At 60.6% G+C, this 20,561-nt stretch carries 24 protein-coding genes; 9 read left to right on the forward strand and 15 right to left on the reverse strand.

From position 1 onward, the window contains the following. Positions 1-4 precede the first annotated feature (4 nt). Complete coding sequence (locus HK44_RS24145) at positions 5-859, forward strand: sulfurtransferase (protein ID WP_019694103.1); 855 nt, start codon at positions 5-7, stop codon at positions 857-859. Positions 860-1,000: 141 nt separating this feature from the next. Here the strand turns inward: HK44_RS24145 and HK44_RS24150 are convergent, their stop codons facing one another. From HK44_RS24150 to HK44_RS24165, 4 genes are all read right to left on the reverse strand, one after another. Then, positions 1,001-1,999: a hydrolase gene (locus HK44_RS24150; RefSeq protein WP_019694102.1), complete on the reverse strand. Its 999-nt coding sequence runs from the start codon at positions 1,997-1,999 to the stop codon at positions 1,001-1,003. A 71-nt stretch (positions 2,000-2,070) separates the two neighbouring features. Beyond that, positions 2,071-2,688, reverse strand: coding sequence for a 16S rRNA (guanine(966)-N(2))-methyltransferase RsmD (rsmD, locus tag HK44_RS24155; RefSeq protein ID WP_019694101.1), 618 nt, complete (start codon positions 2,686-2,688; stop codon positions 2,071-2,073). Further along, positions 2,688-4,178, reverse strand: a complete 1,491-nt coding sequence (locus HK44_RS24160; RefSeq protein WP_019694100.1) for a M16 family metallopeptidase — start codon at positions 4,176-4,178, stop codon at positions 2,688-2,690. Before HK44_RS24160 ends, rsmD begins: the two co-directional genes overlap by 1 nt. Beyond that, a complete protein-coding gene (locus tag HK44_RS24165) occupies positions 4,171-5,532 on the reverse strand; it encodes a M16 family metallopeptidase (protein WP_019694099.1) in 1,362 nt (453 codons plus the stop codon). The genes HK44_RS24160 and HK44_RS24165 overlap by 8 nt, the downstream gene beginning before the upstream one ends. Before the next feature lie 342 nt (positions 5,533-5,874). Between HK44_RS24165 and ftsY the strand changes: the two genes are divergently transcribed. From ftsY to rpoH, 4 genes are all read left to right on the forward strand, one after another. Further along, positions 5,875-7,398 (forward strand): signal recognition particle-docking protein FtsY, encoded by a 1,524-nt coding sequence (gene ftsY / locus HK44_RS24170; RefSeq protein WP_019694098.1) that lies wholly within the window; start codon positions 5,875-5,877, stop codon positions 7,396-7,398. Next, positions 7,395-8,066: a cell division ATP-binding protein FtsE gene (gene ftsE, locus HK44_RS24175; protein WP_019694097.1), complete on the forward strand. Its 672-nt coding sequence runs from the start codon at positions 7,395-7,397 to the stop codon at positions 8,064-8,066. Before ftsY ends, ftsE begins: the two co-directional genes overlap by 4 nt. Beyond that, positions 8,063-9,085, forward strand: a complete 1,023-nt coding sequence (gene ftsX / locus HK44_RS24180; protein WP_019694096.1) for a permease-like cell division protein FtsX — start codon at positions 8,063-8,065, stop codon at positions 9,083-9,085. The genes ftsE and ftsX overlap by 4 nt, the downstream gene beginning before the upstream one ends. A gap of 113 nt (positions 9,086-9,198) precedes the next feature. Beyond that, positions 9,199-10,053, forward strand: coding sequence for an RNA polymerase sigma factor RpoH (gene rpoH, locus HK44_RS24185; RefSeq protein WP_019694095.1), 855 nt, complete (start codon positions 9,199-9,201; stop codon positions 10,051-10,053). A gap of 207 nt (positions 10,054-10,260) precedes the next feature. Here the strand turns inward: rpoH and mtgA are convergent, their stop codons facing one another. Then, positions 10,261-10,983: a monofunctional biosynthetic peptidoglycan transglycosylase gene (gene mtgA, locus HK44_RS24190; protein ID WP_019694094.1), complete on the reverse strand. Its 723-nt coding sequence runs from the start codon at positions 10,981-10,983 to the stop codon at positions 10,261-10,263. Positions 10,984-11,057: 74 nt separating this feature from the next. Here mtgA and HK44_RS24195 point away from each other — a divergent pair, with 74 nt between their 5' ends. From HK44_RS24195 to trmB, 4 genes are all read left to right on the forward strand, one after another. Beyond that, on the forward strand, positions 11,058-11,429 hold the full coding sequence (locus tag HK44_RS24195; RefSeq protein WP_019694093.1) for a DUF423 domain-containing protein: 372 nt from the start codon (positions 11,058-11,060) through the stop codon (positions 11,427-11,429). A 90-nt stretch (positions 11,430-11,519) separates the two neighbouring features. Next, entirely contained in the window at positions 11,520-11,720 is a 201-nt protein-coding gene (thiS, locus tag HK44_RS24200) for a sulfur carrier protein ThiS (RefSeq protein WP_007897898.1), read from the forward strand. Between the two features lie 68 nt (positions 11,721-11,788). Next, complete coding sequence (locus HK44_RS24205) at positions 11,789-12,583, forward strand: thiazole synthase (protein ID WP_019694092.1); 795 nt, start codon at positions 11,789-11,791, stop codon at positions 12,581-12,583. A gap of 9 nt (positions 12,584-12,592) precedes the next feature. Then, positions 12,593-13,318, forward strand: a complete 726-nt coding sequence (gene trmB, locus HK44_RS24210) for a tRNA (guanosine(46)-N7)-methyltransferase TrmB (RefSeq protein WP_019694091.1) — start codon at positions 12,593-12,595, stop codon at positions 13,316-13,318. 125 nt (positions 13,319-13,443) lie between these two features. On the opposite strand, the gene HK44_RS24215 is transcribed toward trmB, so the two are convergent. The 10 genes from HK44_RS24215 to HK44_RS24260 form a co-directional block, all read right to left on the reverse strand. Further along, positions 13,444-13,767, reverse strand: a complete 324-nt coding sequence (locus HK44_RS24215) for a DUF3392 domain-containing protein (protein ID WP_019694090.1) — start codon at positions 13,765-13,767, stop codon at positions 13,444-13,446. Positions 13,768-13,776: 9 nt separating this feature from the next. Next, positions 13,777-14,979: a radical SAM family heme chaperone HemW gene (gene hemW / locus HK44_RS24220; protein WP_019694089.1), complete on the reverse strand. Its 1,203-nt coding sequence runs from the start codon at positions 14,977-14,979 to the stop codon at positions 13,777-13,779. Continuing rightward, on the reverse strand, positions 14,976-15,572 hold the full coding sequence (gene rdgB / locus HK44_RS24225; protein ID WP_019694088.1) for an RdgB/HAM1 family non-canonical purine NTP pyrophosphatase: 597 nt from the start codon (positions 15,570-15,572) through the stop codon (positions 14,976-14,978). The genes hemW and rdgB overlap by 4 nt, the downstream gene beginning before the upstream one ends. Next, positions 15,569-16,003, reverse strand: a complete 435-nt coding sequence (locus tag HK44_RS24230) for a DUF4426 domain-containing protein (protein WP_019694087.1) — start codon at positions 16,001-16,003, stop codon at positions 15,569-15,571. Before HK44_RS24230 ends, rdgB begins: the two co-directional genes overlap by 4 nt. Positions 16,004-16,027: 24 nt before the next feature. Continuing rightward, a complete protein-coding gene (metW, locus tag HK44_RS24235; protein ID WP_019694086.1) occupies positions 16,028-16,648 on the reverse strand; it encodes a methionine biosynthesis protein MetW in 621 nt (206 codons plus the stop codon). Positions 16,649-16,655: 7 nt separating this feature from the next. After that, a complete protein-coding gene (metX, locus tag HK44_RS24240; RefSeq protein WP_019694085.1) occupies positions 16,656-17,795 on the reverse strand; it encodes a homoserine O-succinyltransferase MetX in 1,140 nt (379 codons plus the stop codon). A gap of 207 nt (positions 17,796-18,002) precedes the next feature. Continuing rightward, positions 18,003-18,299, reverse strand: a complete 297-nt coding sequence (locus HK44_RS24245; RefSeq protein WP_019694084.1) for a DUF167 domain-containing protein — start codon at positions 18,297-18,299, stop codon at positions 18,003-18,005. Continuing rightward, complete coding sequence (locus HK44_RS24250; RefSeq protein WP_019694083.1) at positions 18,299-18,886, reverse strand: YggT family protein; 588 nt, start codon at positions 18,884-18,886, stop codon at positions 18,299-18,301. Before HK44_RS24250 ends, HK44_RS24245 begins: the two co-directional genes overlap by 1 nt. Before the next feature lie 24 nt (positions 18,887-18,910). Continuing rightward, positions 18,911-19,729, reverse strand: coding sequence for a pyrroline-5-carboxylate reductase (gene proC, locus HK44_RS24255; RefSeq protein WP_019694082.1), 819 nt, complete (start codon positions 19,727-19,729; stop codon positions 18,911-18,913). 33 nt (positions 19,730-19,762) lie between these two features. Then, on the reverse strand, positions 19,763-20,449 hold the full coding sequence (locus HK44_RS24260) for a YggS family pyridoxal phosphate-dependent enzyme (RefSeq protein WP_019694081.1): 687 nt from the start codon (positions 20,447-20,449) through the stop codon (positions 19,763-19,765). Positions 20,450-20,561: the final 112 nt, after the last annotated feature.

Raw genomic sequence — 20,561 nt, forward strand, 5'->3', positions numbered from 1 at the left:
CGCTATGCCCATTGCGCAACTGATCAGCCCGAACGCCCTGGACCAGAAAAAGGCTCAGGCCGGGTTGGTGATTCTGGATTGTCGTTTTGCCCTCGAAGACCCGGATTACGGCCAGCGCAGCTATGCCCTGGGGCATATCGAGGGTGCCTCGTTTGCGGACCTCGAACGTGACCTCAGCGGACCCGTGGTCAAGGGTGTCACCGGTCGCCATCCATTGCCGACGCCGCACCACTTGATTCAGCGTTTGCAGGATTGGGGGATCAATAGCGACAGCGAAATCGTTTTGTATGACGACGGTCCCGGCATGTATGCCGCGCGGGCCTGGTGGTTGCTGGCGTGGCTGGGCAAGCGCGACGGCGTGTTCATTCTCGACGGTGGCCTCAAGGCCTGGCACGCGGCGGGTTTACCGCTGAGCCTGGATGCTCCGGCAATCACCCGTGGCTCCTTCACCGGCGCGCCGGACCACACCTTGTTAGTGAGTGCCGAAAAACTGCAACAGCGCCTCGGTCAACCGACCCTGACCTTACTTGATGCCCGGGGTCTGCCGCGTTTTCGTGGCGAGGTCGAGCCGATTGACCCGGTCGCCGGGCACATTCCCGGCGCGCAATGCGCGGCGTTCACCGACAACCTGGGCGCCGACGGGCGTTTCCTTCCCGCCGATCAGCTCAAGCAGCGCTTTGCCGCGAAACTGGGCGATCGTTCGCCGACCGAGCTGGTGGCGTATTGCGGCTCGGGCGTGACCGCGTGCCATAACCTGTTTGCGCTGTGCCTGGCCGGTTATCCATTGGGTTCGCTGTACGCCGGGTCGTGGAGCGAATGGATTACCGATCCTGCGCGGGCCGTCGCGACCGGCGACTAATCGCAAATCCCCTGTGGGAGCGAGCCTGCTCCGGGCGGCGCTCCGACGATGAGGCCGTCAGATTCACAAATGATGTTGACTGACAGTCCGCCATCGCGAGCAGGCTCGCTCCCACATGGGTATTGGGTGGCCTCCATGACCTTACTCGCGGCCTGTGTTGGTCAGCCAGTGCGGGATGCGTCGTTCCAGGTAGTAGCCGGGGTTGCGGAATGTGCCGTCGACAAAGCCGACATGCCCGCCCTTGGCCTGCAACTCGAACTGCGTGGAGTCCGATAACTCGCTGGCGTGCGGCAAGCTGTGGAGAAATACGAAAGGATCGTCGGCCGCTTGAATGATCAGGGTCGGCGTGCGGATCTCACCGAGAAAATAACGGCTGGAGGCTCGGCGATAATAGTCATGTGCGTCCTTGAAGCCGTTCAGTGGCGCAGTTACCCGGCCATCGAAATCCCAGAAAGTGCGCAGGTTCTCCAGTGACCCGAGTCTGGCCAGGGTCTCCAGGCCCTCGTGGTGGCCGTCGTGCAGAAACTTCTGTTGCTTGGTCTTGATGTAGGCGAGCATTTCGCGCATGAAGTGCGCTTGATAGATCCTCGAGAGTCCCTGGCCGATGCGGTCGGCGCATTGATCCAGGCGAAAGGGTACCGAGACCGCCACCGCGGCCTGCAACTGACTGCCACTGCCGGTTTCCCCCAGGTGCTTGAGCAGCACATTGCCGCCCAGCGAATAGCCGACCGCGTACAGCGGCGCCGACGGGCGGGTGGCTCGCAGATGGTTGATCGCCGCCGCAAGGTCTTCGCTGGCGCCGGAGTGATAGCTGCGCGGCAACAGATTCGGCTCGCCCGAACAGCCGCGCCAGTTCAGCGCCACGCTGGCCCAACCCCGGGCGAACAGGGCTTTTTGCAGGCCGGCGACATAGGGCGAGTTCGAAGAACCGGTCAAGCCGTGCAACACCAGCACCAAGGGTGCATCGGCGCTGTGCGGCCCGTGCCAGTCGAGGTCGAGGAAGTCGCCGTCGTCGAGCCACAGACGTTCGCGTTGTCGATCCAGATGAGTGGTTTTGCGCCACAGCGGTCCCCACAAGGTTTGCAGATGCGGGTTGCCAAGGCCGAAGGCGGGGGTGAAACGATCAGGCGGTGTAGGCACGGTAGTTCTCGATGCAGCGGTGCGTGCCTGGGGTTGTTGATCCCGGCACGTACCTTGTTCAGGCCGGTGGATTAACCGGCAATCTCTGCCATACGGTGCCACAGCGCATAGTAGACCCGCCCGGACTTTTGCTCCCGGTGCAGGCGCCACCCCCCTGGCAGACCGAGGGTCGATGGCGCGGTTTCACTTTCAGTGTAGATCCACGCGTTGTCGGCGAGCCATTGGCGTTCTTCAAGCAGCGTGCAAACGGCGGGCAACAGGTTCTGGTTGAACGGCGGGTCGAGGAACACCAGGTCGTAGGCGATCGCTGGCTGGGTTTCCAGGTAGCGCAAGGCATCGGCGGTTTGCACCTGGCCGACGGTGCAACGCAGCGTTCCCAAATGTTCCTTCAGGCTGGAAACCGCCAGGCTGCTGGCGTCCAGCGCCTGGCCCATGGCGGCGCCTCGGGACAGCGCTTCAAGAAACAGCGCGCCGCTGCCGGCAAACGGGTCGAGCACTTTGGCCCCGGCCACATATGGTGCGAGCCAGTTGAACAGGGTTTCACGCACGCGGTCGGGCGTCGGGCGCAGGCCCGGAGCGTCCGGGAAGCTCAGGCGCCGGCTGCGCCATTCGCCGCCGATGATGCGCAATTGGTTCACGCCGTTATGCACGTTATGAACAGGTTTCTTGGGACGCGATGGACTGGCCATTAATGCTCCGGAACCCCGAGCGGTTGCTCGGATGGTTTGTCAGTGGGGGCCGGTAACGGCTTTTGCGGTACGGTCGGGCCAGCAGAAACGATGACCATTTTGTCCGTGCTCAGGTGTTTGTTCATTGCCGCGGTGACCTGCTCGACGGTCAGGCTTTGCGACTGCCGCATGAAGTCTTCAAGGTAACTCAGCGGCAAGTCATAGAAGCCCATGGCACCCAGTTGGCCGACGATATCGGCATTGCTGGCATTGGACAGCGGGAAGCTGCCGGCCAGTTCACGCTTGGCGTCGTCGAGTTCTTTCTGGGTCGGGCCGGTTTTCAAGTAGTCGGCGAGCACGTCCTGCACCAGTTTGAGGGTGCCTTCGCTCATTTCGGCGCGGGTTTGCAGGTTGATCATGAACGGGCCACGGACCTGCATCGGTGTGAAACCGGAGTAAACGCCATAGGTCAGGCCGCGTTTTTCACGTACTTCACTCATCAGCCGGGTGCCGAAGCCGCCGCCGCCGAGGATCTGGTTGCCCAAGGAGATAGCTGCATAGTCCGGATCGCCACGGTCGATGCCCAGTTGCGCGAGCATCAGGTTGGTTTGCTTGGACGGAAACTCGATGTGACCGATGCTGGCTTTCGGTTCAACCGGTTGCTCGATTTTCGCCAGTGCCGGGCCTTTTGGCAGTGCAGCAGAAACCTGTGCGGCAATCGCTTCGGCTTCGCTGCGTGACAAGTCGCCCACCAGTGCAATCACCACGTTGCCCGCTGCATAGGCTTTCTCGTGGAAGGCCCGCAGTTGCGCCACGGTAATCGGTGGGACACTTTGCGCGTTGCCGTCGCTTGAGTGCGCGTAAGGGTGGCTGCCATACAGGCGCTTCATCAGCTCCAGGTTCGCCAGTTTGCCGGGGTTCTGTTTCTGGTATTCGAAGCCGGCGAGCAACTGGTTCTTGATCCGCGCCAGTGAGTCGGTCGGGAACGTCGGTTTGCCGACCACTTCAGCGAACAGCTTCAGCGCAGGTTCGCGTTTATCCACAGCACTCAGGCTGCGCAACGAGGCGACGGCCATGTCCTTGTAAGCGCCGTTGCCGAAGTCGGCGCCCAGGCTTTCGAAACCTTCAGCGATCTTGCCGACATCTTTGCCGGCGATGCCTTCGTTGAGCATGGCATTGGTCAGTACGGCCAGCCCTGGCGTATCACCGTCCTGGCTGCTGCCGGCGGCGAAGATCAGGCGCATGTCGAACATCGGCAGCTCCGGGGCTGCGACGAACAGCACCTTGGAGCCTTCGGCGGTTTTCCAGGTTTGCACGTCCAGCGAGCGGTGGCTCGGCGCTTTACCGTCGAGTTCGGCCAGTGATTGCAGCTTTTTGCTGGCCTTGGCCTGCTCGAGGGCTTCGCTGGCATGGGTATCGGTCGAACGGCTGAAGTAAAAGCCGAGCGAAGCGAGCAGTGCGACGAGTACCAGGCCGATCAGGACCAGGCGTGGTTTTTTACTCTCACTCATGAGCGGTCTCCTCGGGCAGTGGCAGTACATGCGCAACGCTGAGACGTTCGCGAGTGAAATAGGTGCGGGCAGCGTTCTGGATATCTTGCGGGGTCACGCTTTGCAGCTCGGCGAGTTCGGTGTCCATCAACTTCCATGACAGACCGACGGTTTCCAGCTGACCAATGGCAGTGGCCTGGCTGGTGATCGAGTCACGCTGGTAGACCAGGCCGGCGATCACTTGCGCGCGTACGCGTTCAACTTCATCAGCCGATGGCGCGGTGGTTTTCAGTTGGTCGAGCAGTTTCCACAGGCCGGCTTCGACCTGGGCCATGGTTTTGTGTTTCTGGGTGTTCGGTGATGCCGACAAGGTAAACAGGCTGTCACCGCGGGTGTAGGCGTCGTAGCTCGATGAACCACCGGAGACCAGTTCTTCGCCGCGCTCCAGTTGTGCCGAGATGCGTGCGCTGTAGCCGCCATCAAGCAACGCCGCGATCAACCGCAGGGCATTGACCGAGCGTTTGTCTTGCGCGGTGGCAATGCTTGGCACGTTGAAGGCCAGCATCAAGCTCGGCAATTGCGTCTGTACATGCAGGGTGATCTGGCGCTCGCCGGGCTCGGCCAGTTCCAGTGGGATTTTCGCTGGCGGCACGTCGCGCTTCGGGATCGGCCCGAAGTAGCGTTGAGCCAGGGCTTTGACTTCGTCCGACGTTACGTCACCGACCACTACCAGCGTGGCGTTGTTCGGCACGTACCAGGATTTGTACCAGTGGCGCAGTTCTTCGACCTTCATGCGGTCCAGGTCGGCCATCCAGCCGATGGTCGGCGTGTGGTAGCCGCTGGCCGGGTAGGCCATGGCCTTGAAGCGCTCGTAAGCCTTGGCCATCGGCTTGTCGTCGGTGCGCATGCGGCGCTCTTCCTTGATCACTTCGATCTCGCGGCTGAACTCGTCGGCCGGCAGGCGCAGGTTGGCCATGCGGTCGGCTTCCAGTTCAAAGGCCACGCCCAGGCGATCACGGGCCAGCACCTGGTAATACGCGGTGTAGTCGTCACTGGTGAAGGCGTTCTCTTCGGCGCCGAGGTCGCGCAGGATCAACGACGCTTCGCCGGGGCCGACTTTCTCGCTGCCCTTGAACATCATGTGTTCCAGGGCGTGGGACAAACCGGTCTGGCCCGGGGTTTCGTAGCTGGAGCCAACCTTGTACCAGATCTGGGAAACCACCACGGGTGCCCGATGATCCTCGCGCACAACGACCTTGAGACCGTTGTCGAGGGTGAATTCGTGGGTCGGTTGGGGGGCGGAAGCCAAAGCTGAAAGGGGCAGACAAACTGTGCTGAGCAGCAGGCCTGCAGCGCGGCGGGCTAGAGCATTCATTCGTTTTTAAACCTGTTGGGCTGCCCGCTTGGTCTTAGCGTCGGCGGGCGAGAGGGTGCTAGGATAACGGTCCGTTTTGCTGGCGGCCACGCCTATCAGGCATTTGTGCTTGATCAGGTTGTATGGGTTCACGGCGGAAAGCCTCTGTTTATCAGCTAAACTCCGCTTTTTCGCCGATTTTGCCAGTTCAGTCCTTCGTGAAATCGATCCTTGAGGTGCTGTTGAGCACTTCGACAAAATGTTGCGCGTGAACAAGCTGGGTGAAACGCAGTCTGTTCTGCATCGAATATTTATTTGCCGAGGCGCCATTGGCGCGTCGCTACCGTGAGATAGCCGTCCTCCATGTTTGGTTCCAACGACGACAAGAAGACCCCAGCTGCGGCTGGCGAGAAGAAAAGCCTGTTCGGATGGCTGCGCAAAAAGCCGCAGGAACCCGCCGTCGAACAGCCACAGCCACGTCCTGAGGTTGCGCCTGAGCCGGTCATAGAAGCTGCGCCCGTTGCGCAAGCGCCGGCCGCCGCCGCATTGCCGACAGCCGAGCCGATAGTGCAGCCGGTTGTCGAGCCAGCGCCTGCGCCAGTCGCTGAAGTTCCGCGCGCGCCAGAAGTCGTACACAAACCGTGGTTGACGTTGCCGGTGGCGGAAGAGCCGGTGGCCCTGGTCGAAAACGAGCTGGCGCCGCATGTCACGCCACCGATTCCAGCGCCGACAGTGGTCCAGCAAGCGGTAGAACTGCTGGTGGTCGAGCCGGTCCCGGTCATCGATCCGACGGCTGAACAGCTGATGGTTGATGAGCCTGATCTGCCTCAGCCGGTGATTGCTGCATTTGTGGCACCAGAACCTGTGCCTGCCCCAGCGCCGGCACCCGTTGTCGCGGCACCGGTAACGCCGCCAGCACCGGTTGCAGTCGAACCGGCTCGCACCGAAGAAACCAAAGCCGGCTTCTTTGCCCGCCTCAAGCAAGGCCTGTCAAAAACCAGCGCCAGCATCGGCGAGGGCATGGCCAGCCTGTTCCTCGGCAAGAAGATCATCGATGACGAACTGCTCGAAGACATCGAAACCCGCCTGCTGACCGCTGACGTTGGCGTCGAAGCTACATCGGTGATCATCCAGAGCCTGACCCAGAAGGTCGCGCGCAAGCAGTTGGCCGACGCCGATGCGTTGTACAAATCCTTGCAGGTCGAGCTTGCCAGCATGCTCAAGCCTGTCGAGCAACCGCTGAAAATCACCTCGCAAAACAAGCCGTTCGTGATTCTGGTGGTCGGCGTCAACGGCGCTGGCAAAACCACCACCATTGGTAAGTTGGCGAAGAAGCTGCAACTTGAAGGCAAGAAAGTCATGCTCGCGGCCGGTGATACCTTCCGTGCCGCGGCGGTCGAGCAATTGCAGGTCTGGGGCGAGCGCAACAAGATCCCGGTGATCGCTCAGCACACCGGCGCCGACTCGGCTTCGGTTATCTTCGATGCGGTACAGGCCGCCAAGGCCCGTGGGATTGACGTGTTGATCGCCGATACCGCCGGTCGCCTGCACACCAAAGACAACCTGATGGAAGAACTGAAAAAGGTTCGCCGGGTGATCAGCAAACTCGACGCCGATGCGCCGCATGAGGTGCTGCTGGTGCTCGACGCCGGTACTGGCCAGAACGCCATCAACCAGGCCAAGCAATTCAACCAGACGGTCGAACTGACCGGCCTGGCCCTGACCAAACTCGATGGCACGGCCAAGGGCGGGGTGATTTTCGCCCTGGCCAAGCAGTTTGGTCTGCCGATTCGCTACATCGGTGTCGGTGAAGGCATCGATGACTTGCGTACCTTTGAAGCAGAACCCTTTGTCCAGGCATTGTTTGCCGAGCGGGAGCGTTCATGATTCGTTTCGAACAGGTCGGTAAGCGCTATCCGAACGGTCACGTCGGCTTGCATGAGCTGAGCTTTCGAGTCCGTCGGGGCGAGTTCTTGTTTGTCACCGGTCACTCCGGTGCCGGTAAAAGTACCCTGCTGCGGCTGTTGCTCGCGATGGAGCGTCCGACCACCGGCAAACTGCTGCTGGCCGGACAGGACCTGGCGACCATCAGCAACGCGCAGATCCCGTACCTGCGCCGGCAGATCGGTGTGGTGTTCCAGAACCACCAGTTGCTGTTCGACCGTACGGTGTTCAACAACGTCGCCTTGCCGTTGCAGATTCTCGGCTTGTCCAAGGCTGAAATCGCCAAGCGCGTGGATTCGGCCCTGGAGCGCGTGGCGCTCTCGGACAAGACCGACCTCTATCCGGGCGATCTGTCCACCGGTCAGCAACAGCGCGTCGGCATCGCCCGCGCCATCGTCCATCGCCCGGCCTTGCTGCTGGCGGACGAGCCGACCGGTAACCTCGACCCGCGTCTGGCGGCAGAAATCATGGGTGTTTTCGAAGACATCAATCGTCTGGGCACCAGCGTGCTGATCGCCAGTCACGATTTGGCGCTGATCGCCCGCATGCGTCATCGCATGCTGACTTTGCAACGTGGCCGATTGATCGGCGACGGGGAGGCCGGGGTATGAGTGCAACACGCAGTCCGAAGGTTTCCGAACGCGTGGCCCCGAAGGCCGCCGATCCGCAACCACAGAAGAAAAAGCGCGACGAAGATGATGGTCCGGATTTCGGCACCTTGCTGCGCGCCTGGGTCGAAAGTCACCGCGCCAGTTTGCTGGACAGCCTGCGGCGTCTGGGCAAGCAGCCCATCGGCAGCTTCTTCACCTGTCTGGTGATGGCGGTTGCCCTGAGTTTGCCGATGGGCCTGTCGTTGCTGCTGAACAACGTCGAACGTCTGGGGGGCTCCTGGCAGCGTGCGGCGCAGATCTCGCTGTACCTGCAGATCGATGTCAGCGCCAACGAAGGCGAGCAACTGCGCGAACAGATCAAAGGCATGCCGGGTGTAGCCGATGCCGAATACATCAGCCGCGAACAGGCGCTGGAAGAGTTCCAGCAGCAGTCCGGTCTGGGCGAGGCGCTCAAGGAGCTGCCGCAGAATCCGTTGCCTGGTGTGGTGCTGGTCACTCCGAAGGAAGTCGACAAGGCGACCCTTGAAGCATTAAGACAAAAACTTTCCGAATTGCCGAAGGTACAACAGGCACAACTTGATCTAGTCTGGGTCGAGCGTTTGGCGGCCATCCTCAAACTGGGCGAGCGGTTTGTCTTCGGCCTGACCGTGTTGCTGGTTTCTGCATTACTTTTGGTGATAGGCAATACCATTCGTCTTCATATTGAAAACCGCCGCACAGAGATAGAAGTGATTAAACTGGTCGGCGGCACTGACAGCTATGTGCGCAGGCCTTTTCTGTACATGGGCGCGCTATATGGCTTCGGTGCGGGGATTCTTTCCTGGGGTGTTCTGGCGTTTGGCCTGAATTGGCTGAACGACGCAGTGGTTGGGCTGGCCGGCTTGTATGGCAGTAATTTCGCGTTGGCCGGGGTGCCGGTTGCCGATGGTCTGTCACTCTTGCTAGGTGCAGTGCTGTTGGGGTATATCGGTGCTTGGATTGCGGTAGCGCGTCATTTGAGAGAACTCGCACCGAAGTAGTGTCTTATTGTTTGTATGACCTTTCAGCGTGTAGGGGAACTTGTCCTTCGGTCCCCGGTCAATTTTTCGCAGTGCTGAACTGCACGAGTTATGTGCGTCGGAGGTTTTTTCGTATGACCACTTCTTTGCAACCTGCGTATGCTCTGGTCCCAGGCGCGAACCTGGAGGCTTATGTGCACACGGTGAACAGCATTCCATTGCTGACACCGGAGCAGGAGCGTGAACTGGCCGAGAGTCTCTACTATGAGCAGGATTTGGGGGCGGCTCGGCAGATGGTGCTCGCCCACCTGCGTTTTGTTGTACATATTGCCCGTAGCTATTCCGGCTACGGCCTGGCCCAGGCTGACCTGATTCAGGAAGGCAACGTTGGCCTGATGAAAGCGGTCAAGCGTTTCAACCCGGAAATGGGCGTGCGTCTGGTGTCCTTTGCGGTGCACTGGATCAAGGCTGAAATACACGAATTCATCCTGCGCAACTGGCGCATCGTCAAGGTCGCCACGACCAAGGCCCAGCGCAAACTGTTCTTCAACCTGCGCAGCCAGAAAAAACGTCTGGCGTGGCTGAACAACGAGGAAGTCCATCGCGTAGCTGAAAGCCTCGGCGTAGAGCCGCGGGAAGTTCGCGAGATGGAAAGCCGCCTGACCGGCCACGACATGGCCTTCGACCCGGCCGCCGAAGCGGACGACGACAGCGCTTTCCAGTCGCCGGCCAACTATCTGGAAGACCACCGGTACGACCCGGCCCGTCAACTGGAAGATGCCGACTGGACTGACAACTCCACCCACAACCTGCACGAAGCGCTGGAAGTGCTGGACGACCGCAGCCGCGACATCCTCTACCAGCGCTGGCTGGCAGAAGAAAAAGCCACGCTGCACGACCTGGCGCAGAAGTACAACGTGTCGGCCGAGCGTATTCGCCAGCTCGAAAAGAGCGCGATGAACAAGCTCAAGCTGTCGATTGCTGCTTAAGCGGTAACGCAATAAAAAACGCCCCGATCATTGATCGGGGCGTTTTTGTTTGTGCCCTATATTCCTGCCTTACACCGGCCCCTGTGGGAGCGAGCCTGCTCGCGAAAGCGTCGGATCAGTCGATATCGATGTTAAATGATCAGCCGTCATCGCGAGCAGGCTCGCTCCCACAGGGGGAGGCTTCAGTGTTCAGGATGTCGTGATCGACTACTGGTTCCACGGTGCCCGGCGCGAAGCGTTGAGTCCGGTCAGGTAGCTGTCGCCACCCAACTGGCTCATTTGCTGCCGAATCCAGCTTGCGCGTCGCAATACATAAGGGCTCGGATGGCCGGCGCTCCAGACTCGCGGGTTTGGCAGTACGGCGGCCAGCAAACTGGCTTGCTGACGGCTCAGCGACCGGGCGCTCACGCCAAAGTGATGCCGTGCAGCCGCTTCGGCGCCAAACACGCCGTCATCCCATTCCACGCTGTTGAGGTACACCTCAAGAATCCGCTGTTTGGGCCAGAACACTTCGATCAGACCGGTAAACCAGGCCTCCAGCCCTTTGCGCAGCCAGCTACGACCGGACCACAGGAACAGGTTCTTCGACACTTGCTGGCTCAAGGTGCTGGCGCCGCGGACCGAGCCGCCAAGTTCGTTGTGCGCCAGTGCAGCCTGAATCGCGCCGAAGTCAAAACCCCAGTGCTCGGGGAATTTCTGGTCTTCGCCAGCCATTACCGCGACCTTCAGGTCATCGGAAATGTTTTCCCACGGCTGCCAGTTGCGCTGCACGTCGATAGGCTCGCCATCCACCCAGGATTCGATCTTGCGCTCGACCATCAGCGCCGTCCCCGGAGGCGGAACGACGCGAAACACCAGCACCAGCAACACGCTGCCACCGGCGAACCAGAGCAGGGCTTTTGTAAAACGTCGGAACAATAAACGCAGCATAGAGATGGCTTGGCCGAACCCGTCGAGCGGGCCATTATACAGACCCTGCCCGATGATTCTGACTGGAGTTCCTCATGCTGCGTGGCTTTCTGATGCTGGCCGCTTTCTTCGGCTTCACCGGCGTGGGGCTGGGCGCGTTTGCCGCTCATGGCCTGAAAGACCGCCTGAGTGCCGAATACCTGGCGATTTTCCACACCGGCGTCACCTACCAACTGGTGCACACCCTGGCGCTGTTGGGCGTAGCACTGCTGGCCGCGCAGATTCCCGGGCGTTTGATCATCTGGGCCGGCGTATCATTTGCCATCGGCATCCTGTTGTTTTCCGGCAGCCTGTACCTGCTGACCCTGACCGGTGTCAGCAAGCTGGGCATCGTGACGCCGTTCGGCGGACTGGCGTTCCTCGTGGGTTGGCTGTGCCTTGGGATAGCCGCCTGGCGCTTGAGCTGACTTAAGGGTCCATTTCAAGACGAATGGCTTGGGTCGACCTGACTGATCGGGCTAGAATGCTGGCCCCTAAAAATGATGGCGGCATTCGGCATGCGCATTCAGTTGAACGGCGAATCCCTTGAACTGCCCGACGGTGAAACCGTTGCGGCCCTGCTGACCCGTCTGGAGCTGACCGGACGCCGGGTGGCGGTTGAACTCAACCTGGATATCGTCCCGCGCAGCCAGCATGCTGAAACAACGCTGAACGACGGCGATTCGGTCGAAGTCGTTCACGCCATCGGCGGCGGCTAGTAGCCCACAGGCGATTTCCGCGCCCCACACGCATTCTGCAAGAGCCTCACCCCAACAGAGGATTTCCGATGAGCAACGTTCGCAGCGACAAGCCTTTCGTCCTGGCCGGTCGTACTTACCAGTCGCGTTTGCTGGTAGGTACCGGCAAGTACCGTGACATGGAAGAAACCCGCCTGGCCATCGAAGCCTCGGGTGCCGAGATCGTCACCTTCGCCGTGCGCCGCACCAACCTCGGCCAGAACCCGGGCGAACCGAACCTGCTCGAAGTCCTGTCGCCGGATCGCTACACCTTCCTGCCGAACACTGCCGGGTGCTTCGACGCTACCGAGGCTGTGCGCACTTGCCGCCTGGCCCGTGAACTGCTCGGCGGCCACAACCTGGTGAAGCTGGAAGTGTTGGCGGACCAGAAAACCCTGTTCCCTAACGTGATCGAAACCCTCAAGGCCGCCGAAGTGCTGGTCAAGGAAGGTTTCGACGTGATGGTCTACACCAGCGATGACCCGATCATTGCCCGTCAACTGGCGGAAATCGGCTGCATCGCCGTCATGCCACTGGCCGGTCTGATCGGCACGGGCCTGGGGATCTGCAACCCGTACAACCTGCAGATCATCCTCGAAGAAGCCAAGATCCCGGTGCTGGTGGATGCTGGTGTCGGTACGGCATCCGACGCGACCATTGCCATGGAACTGGGTTGCGAAGCGGTGCTGATGAACTCGGCCATCGCCCACGCGCAACAGCCGATCATGATGGCTGAAGCGATGAAACACGCCATTGTTGCAGGTCGTCTGGCGTACCTCGCCGGGCGCATGCCGAAAAAACTCTATGCCAGCGCTTCCTCGCCGCTGGATGGTCTGATCAAGTAAGAGCCATTGATGACTGAATCGAACGACACGCCTATCCAGACGGAAGCAGGCGAAGAGCGCCAACACCGCCGCATCAAGAGTTTCGTGATGCGCGCCGGGCGCATGACTGAAGGCCAGCAGCGCGGCCTGGACCAAGGCACGCCGCTGTTCGTCCTGCCGTTGGCCGACGCGCCGGTGGACTTTGACCAGGTGTTCGGTCGCTCGGCACCGCGCTCGCTGGAAATCGGTTTTGGCATGGGCCATTCGCTGCTGGAAATGGCCGCGGCTTCGCCGGATCAGGATTTCATTGGCGTTGAAGTACACCGTCCAGGTGTCGGCGCGTTGCTCAATGGCGTACTGACTCAAGGCCTGACCAATCTGCGGGTCTACGATTGCGATGCGATCGAAGTGCTCAACCGTTGCGTGGCCGATAACAGCCTCGATCGCCTGATGCTGTTTTTCCCGGACCCGTGGCACAAGAGTCGTCACCACAAGCGTCGCATTGTTCAGGCGTCGTTCGCGGAGTTGGTACGCAGCAAGTTGAAAGTCGGCGGTGTGCTGCATATGGCCACCGACTGGGAGCCGTATGCTGAATACATGCTGGAAGTGATGAACGTCGCGCCGGGCTATCGCAACCTCGCCGAAGACGGCAAGTGCGTGCCGCGCCCGGCCGAGCGTCCGATCACCAAGTTCGAACGCCGCGGCGAACGTCTTGGGCATGGCGTGTGGGATTTGAAGTTCGAAAAGCTGTCCTGATTGACCTACGCCTCCGTAGGAGCAAGGCTTGCCCGCGATGGATACGCCGCGGTGTAACAGGTACACCGCGTCATCGTTCATCGCGGGCAAGCCTTGCTCCTACAGGATTGGTGCTTGACGCAATGTCAGCGGCGGTCGGCGACGACGCCGATCAACACCAGCACCACCAGCAACACCGGCGCCAGGCTGTAGTTGTTGAACTGGCTCAGGCCGCGAACAATCCACGGCGTGGCGTAGAGCAGTGCGGCGCCGCTGCCGATCATGCACACCAGGGCCATCAACGGGACGCGCAAGGCGCCGGCGATGCTGCCCAGGCGTTGATCGATCCAGCCTTTGATATCGGCGCCAAACAGCACCAGCAGGCAGCCCACCAGCGCCAAGGCGATTTCCGACAGGTTGCTACGGCTCCAGCGGGACACGGTGGCAAGCAGATCGAGTACCAAATCCATTCGATTTCCTTAAGTCAGAAAATTCTGCAGCAAGTCATTGAGGAATAGTTGTCCGCGCATCGTCGCCGCCAGACGTGACGGTTCGACCTGCAACAAGCCACTTTGTTCGGCCTCACGGCGGCCTTGTGCAAGGCTTTCCAGTGTCAGTCCGGTGCGTTCCGGATACAGGCGCGCCTCGACACCCTCGGTCAGACGCAGGGCATTCATCAGAAACTCGAACGGCAGCTCTTCATTGGTCAGGGCTTTCTCACCCGCCTGAAAGCTTTTTGCCGGGTTGAGGTAGTCCTTCGGCAAGCGGGTCTTCCAGGTGCGGACAATGCGTCCGTCCGGATGGCTGAGCTTGCCGTGAGCCCCGGCGCCGATGCCGATGAAGTCGCCGAAGCTCCAGTAATTGAGGTTATGCCGCGCCGGGCGACCAGGTTGGGCATAGGCCGACACTTCGTATTGGGCGTAACCGTGTTCGGCCAACAGCGCCTGACCGGCTTCCTGAATATCCCACAGGGTGTCGTCTTCCGGCAGAGTCGGTGGCTGGTTCCAGAACACTGTGTTCGGCTCCAGCGTCAGCTGATACCAGGACAGATGAGTCGGTTTCAGCGCGATGGCCTGACGCAGGTCGTCCAGTGCATCGTCCAGGGACTGATCGGGCAAACCGTGCATCAGGTCCAGGTTGAAGTTATCGAACCCGGCCTGTCGGGCCATGCCAGCCGCACGAATCGCTTCATCGCCGTTGTGGATCCGGCCCAGGGCCTTGAGCTTCTCTTGCTGGAAGCTCTGGATGCCGATCGACAGGCGATTGATGCCCAGGGCGCGGTAAGCGACGAACTTTTCCTGTTCGAAGGTCCCGGGGTTGGCTTCCAGGGTGATTTCGATATCGCTGGCAAACGGGATTCTCTGTTCCACACCTTTGAGCAAACGGCCCAACGCTTGCGCGCTGAACAGGCTCGGCGTGCCGCCACCGAAGAAGATCGAGCTCAGTTCGCGGCCGTAAACCGCGTGCAAGTCTTGATCGAGGTCAGCCAGCAGGGCGTCCACGTACTCCTCTTCCGGCAGCACGGGGCTTGCGGTGTGGGAGTTGAAGTCGCAATAAGGGCATTTGCGTACGCACCACGGAATGTGGATGTACAGCGCCAGGGGCGGCAGCACGGGCAGGGCCACCCGAGGCGATTGCGCGCCGCCGTATATCAGCGGCGACGCGGATGAGTCATGGGTCATTTCAGGCTCAGGCGTTGGCGCAGCAAATCCATTGCACGGGCGCGGTGGCTGAGCTGGTTTTTTTCGGCCGGGCTCAATTCTGCACTGGAGCACTCGCGCTCCGGCACCCAGAACAGCGGATCGTAGCCAAAACCGTGTTCACCGCTGGCTTCGGTCAGGATGCGCCCGTGCCACAGGCCTTCGCAGAGAATCGGCAGCGGATCATCGGCGTGGCGTACCAGCGCCAGCACGCACACAAACTGCGCACTGCGTTCAGCTTCGGGGACGCCTTTCAGCACGTCGAGCAGCTTGGCGTTGTTCGCCGTGTCGCCTTGGCCATCGGCATAGCGCGCCGAGTAGATACCCGGCGCACCACCGAGGAAGTCCACCGCCAGCCCCGAATCATCGGCCAGTGCCGGCAGACCGGAAATGCGCGAGGCATTGCGGGCCTTGAGGATGGCGTTTTCGACGAACGACAGGCCGGTTTCTTCAGGCTCGACGCTGCTGAACTCGCCAATCGAGCGCAGGTGCACCGAGTCGCCGAGCATGGCCTGGAGTTCTTTGAGTTTGCCGGCGTTATGGCTGGCCAATACGAGTTGCGTGAAATTGATCATTCGCCGGGGAAGAGCTCTTGGTTGAAATTGATGGTGTTGATCTTGTCGCCGGTCTGCACCTTGATCTCGAAGGTGCGGACTTCCTGCTGATCCACCGGGAACTGGGCGATGTAGTAGATCGCACCTGTTTCGGTGATCTGTTTGAACTTCAGCGGGACGCTTTGGCTGGTCAGGTCTTTCACTGTGCCTGTCACATTGGCGATCAGCGGTTGGCCGGCCTTGATCACCGACACATTGATCACGCCCTGATTCTTGCTGCGGATCAGTTGGGCGTTTTTGGCGATGTCCGGCGTCAGGTAGGTGGAATTGAAGGTGTTGTAGTGCACCGTCACGTCACCGAAAATTTCCTGGCGCTCGCCTTTGATGGCTTCGGCGGCCATGGCGCTGACGCTCAGGCAGGCTGTTAATAGAAACAGGGCTAGACGACCCATGATCGCTCTCCTCGAAAAACCTCGTTAAACCGCTACCTGGTGATCCTGCAGGCCAGGACTGCTGACGCGGTAGATGCCAATCTCACCTAATAGATTAGGCCATAGCTTACTGGCCCACCCGTGTCGGTGTTGTTGATCGACGGCAAGTCGATCGATGACCTTGGCTTCACGTTCGTGGCACAGCGCCTCAAAGTCTGCAAAGGTGCAGAAGTGGATGTTCGGCGTGTTGTACCAGGTGTACGGCAAAAACTCCGAAACCGGCATCCGGCCCTTGCTCGCCAGGTACCAGCGGCAGCGCCAGTGACCGAAGTTGGGGAAGGTGATGATGCACTGGCGACCGACCCGCAGCATTTCGTCGAGGATCTTGTCCGGGTAATGCACGGCTTGCAGGGCCTGGGTCATCACCACGATGTCGAAACTGTTGCTGGCAAAGTTGCCCAGGCCCTTGTCCAGGTCCTGCTCGATGACGTTGATGCCCTTGGCCACGCATTCGGCGATGTTGTCCGCATCGTTTTCCAGCCCGTAGCCCGTCACTTGCTTGTTATCGCGCAGCCAAGTCAGCAGCTCGCCGTCACCGCAGCCGAGGTCGAGCACGCGGCTGCCGGCGGGGATCCATTCCTGGATGATTTCCAGATCGGCTCTCATGTCTTCCTCAAAGCGAAATTCGGTTCATGTAATTGCGAAACGCCTGCAAGTAGCGCGGGATCGGAATCAGGAAGGCGTCGTGGCCTTGCGGAGCATCGATCTCCAGGTAGCAAACGTCTTTCTTGGCCGCCATCAACGCATCGACCAGTTCCCGCGAGCGGGCCGGGGAGAAGCGCCAGTCGGTGGTGAAGGACATCACGCAGAACTTGGCCTTGGCACCGGCGAAGGTTTTCGCCAGGTTATCGTCGAAGTTCGCTGCCGGATCGAAGTAGTCCAGCGCTTTGGTCATCAGCAGGTAGGTGTTGGCATCAAAACGCCCGGAGAACTCTTCGCCCTGATAACGCAGGTAGCTTTCGACCTGGAACTCGACGCTGTGGAAGTCGTAGTTGAGCTTTTCGCTCTTCAGGCCACGGCCGAATTTCTCGCCCATGGAATCGTCCGACAGGTAGGTGATGTGCCCGACCATCCGCGCCAGCATCAGCCCGCGCTTGGGGATCACGCCCGCTTCCTGGAACGAACCGCCATGGAAATCCGGGTCGGTGAGGATCGCCTGGCGCGCCACTTCGTTGAAGGCGATGTTCTGCGCCGACAGTTTCGGCGCCGAGGCAATGGCCAGGCAGTGACGGATGCGATCAGGGTAAGTGATGCTCCACTGCATCGCCTGCATGCCGCCCAGGCTGCCGCCGATCACGGCGGCCCACTGGTTGATGCCGATCCGGTCCGCCAGACGCGCCTGGCTGTGAACCCAGTCTTCCACGGTCAGCACCGGGAAGTCGGCGCCGAACGGTTTGCCGGTGTCCGGGTTGATGCTGCTCGGGCCGGTGGAGCCGTTGCAGCCGCCGAGGTTGTTCAGGCTGACCACGAAGAACTTGTTAGTGTCGATCGGTTTGCCCGGGCCGATACAGCTGTCCCACCAACCGGGTTTGCGGTCTTCGGGACTGTGATAACCGGCAGCGTGATGGTGACCGGACAAGGCATGACAAATCAGCACGGCGTTAGTCGCCGTGGCGTTCAGCGTGCCGTAGGTTTCATAGATCAGGTCATAGGCTGGCAATGAGCGGCCGCAGGCAAGGGCCAGGGGCTCGCTGAAGTGCGCCACTTGCGGCGTCACCAGACCAACAGAATCGGCGGGAAAGGCAGTTGGCATCGACCCTGCTCTCGTTGAAATGAGGCGTAAGTCTAATGAGCAGGGCCCCCAGCGGCAAGCAAAGGCCGGGCCTGATTTCATTCAGTTCTACCGAGGTGCTGCCATCGCGGGCAAGCCTTGCTCCTACAGCGTTTGTGTCGGTCGCGGATTTGCATACAGCCCGTGACCCGTAGGAGCAAAGCTTGCTCGCGATGAACGATGACGCGGTCAGCCTGCTGGACGCAGCAACCCCGGCAACTCCGGCAGCTTCTTCGGCGAGCTGATCCGAACCCGCTTCTGCCGGTTCAGCTCACCGCTGATCAGGCTCACCTGGCTCTTGGACACGCCAAACGCCTTGGCCAGAAACGCAATCAGATAGGCATTGGCCTTGCCTTCGACCGGCGGGGCGGTCAGACGGATCTTCAGCCGATCGCCATGCAGCCCGCAGAAATCATCGCTGCGGGCCGCCGGTTGCAGGTGACAGTCGAGGATCAGATCATCCCCGTCCCAGCGAAAGTAGCTCATCAGATGAGCCCGAGCAGTCCCTGCGGCATGAGGGCAAAGTACGCAAGGCGTGGGATCAGCCAGCTTTGCAGCAACTGGATCACGATAAACGCAAAGATTGGCGAGATATCGAGGCCACCCAGGTTCGGCACGATACGGCGGAATGGGGCGAGTACCGGTTCAGTAATCTGAGCGACCAGTTCTGCGCCCGGATTGTGGCTCCCCGGGGCGACCCAGGACAGAATCACGCTGATGATCATCGCGTAGAACAGAATATTCAAAAACAGCGAGAAGATGGCGATCAGCGCCCAAGGCACCAACAGCAGCACGTCGACCAGGAAGCCTTTGAGCAGCAGGATGACGGCTATCAGCAGCATCTGCACGATCAGCGCCAGTACCAGTGACGACATGTCCAGCCCGAACATGCTCGGGATTACCCGGCGCAGAGGCTTGAGCAGCGGTTGAGTGGCTTTCACGATGAACTGGCAGAGCGGGTTGTAAAAGTTCGCCCGAACCAATTGCAGGATAAAACGCAGCAGCACGATCAGCAGGTACAGGCTGCCCAAGGTTTTAATGATGAAAATGGCAGCGTCATTGAGTCCGAGCATTATGGATTCCTTTGTAAGAGCTGATTAGCGACCCAGTTGCTCGGCCATCTCGGCAGAGCGGTGTGCGGCAGCACCCAATGCTTTTTCGACCAGGGCTTCAAAGCCACCGGCCTGGAAAGTCTTGATCGCAGCTTCGGTGGTGCCTGCTGGCGAGGTCACGCGACGGCGCAACTCGGCGGCGTCGACGTCACTGGCGACGGCCATGTGCGCGGCGCCCAGCGCGGTTTGCAGGGTCAGCTGGGCGGCGATGTCCCGTGGCAGGCCAAGTTTCTCGCCCGCAGCAGTCATGGCTTCGATCAGCAGGAAGAAATACGCGGGGCCACTGCCTGAAACGGCGGTGACTGCGTCCAGTTGCTGTTCTTCGTTCAGCCACAGGGCGATGCCAACGGCTGACAGCAGTTCCTGGGCCTGCTGACGCTGTTCGGCAGTCACTTGGGCCGTGGCGTACAAACCGCTGACGCCCTGACGCAGCAGCGCCGGGGTGTTGGGCATGCAACGCACGATCGGCTGAGCGCCGAGCCAGTTGTTCATGCTGGCGCAGGTGATCCCCGCGGCAATCGACACCACCAGTTGATTCGGCGCCAGGCTTGGGCGCAGTGCTTCACACACGGCTTTCATCGCCTGGGGTTTGACCGCCAGTACGACCACGTCTGCGCCTTGAATGGCGTCGGCGTTGTCGGCGAACGTTTCGATACCGTGTTCGGCAGTTACCCGTGCGCGGGTTTCAGCACCCGGGTCGCTGGCGCGGATCTGTGCAGCGTCCAGACCTTTGGCGCGCAGGCCGCCGATCAGGCTGGCGGCCATGTTTCCGGCACCGATAAAGGCAATTCGTGTCTTGCTCATGTCAGGTCCTTATAGAGAGGTAAGTCAGCCACGTTACGGCTGACCGTAGTCGCGGGCACCAAACAGGGCCGTACCGATACGAACCCAGGTGGCGCCCATGGCAATGGCCGACTCCAGGTCGTGGCTCATGCCCATGGAAAGTGTGTCGAGTGGCAGATTCAGGCTGGCTTGTAGCTTTTGCACGGTCGCAAAGGCCGCATCCTGAGCGGCGCGATCTTCGGTCGGCTCGGGAATTGCCATCAATCCGCGCAGTTTCAACCGTGGCAACGCACTGATAGCGCTGGCCAGCGCCGGCAGGTCGGCCGGGGTGCAACCGGATTTGCTCGCTTCACCGCTGACATTGACCTGAATGCAGATGTTCAAGGGCGGCAGCTCGGCCGGACGCTGTTCGGACAGGCGTTGTGCGATTTTCAAGCGATCCACGGAATGCACCCAAGCGAAGTTCTCGGCGATAGCACGCGTCTTGTTCGATTGAATGGGGCCAATGAAGTGCCAGATCAAGGGCAGGTCGGTCAACTCGAGCTGTTTGCCCAAGGCCTCCTGCAGATAGTTCTCGCCAAAGTCGTGCACACCGGCGGCGTAGGCTTCACGCACGGCATCGCTGGGCTTGGTCTTGCTCACGGCCAGCAGGCGGACGCTGTGCTCGGCACGTTGCGCGGCTTGCTCCGCTGCGCGGATACGCGCAGCTACCTGCGCAATGTTGTCTGCTATCGTGGACATTCAATCCCGCCTTAAAAGTGCCTGTGCTCGATCATGCTGCGTTAAAAGTCAACTCAGAATGCTCATTGACTAACGTCAACTCCGCTTCTTCCTCGACTTTTGCCTTGCCTGA

This window comes from Pseudomonas fluorescens HK44, assembly GCF_000217955.3.
Lineage (GTDB): Bacteria > Pseudomonadota > Gammaproteobacteria > Pseudomonadales > Pseudomonadaceae > Aquipseudomonas > Aquipseudomonas fluorescens_AQ.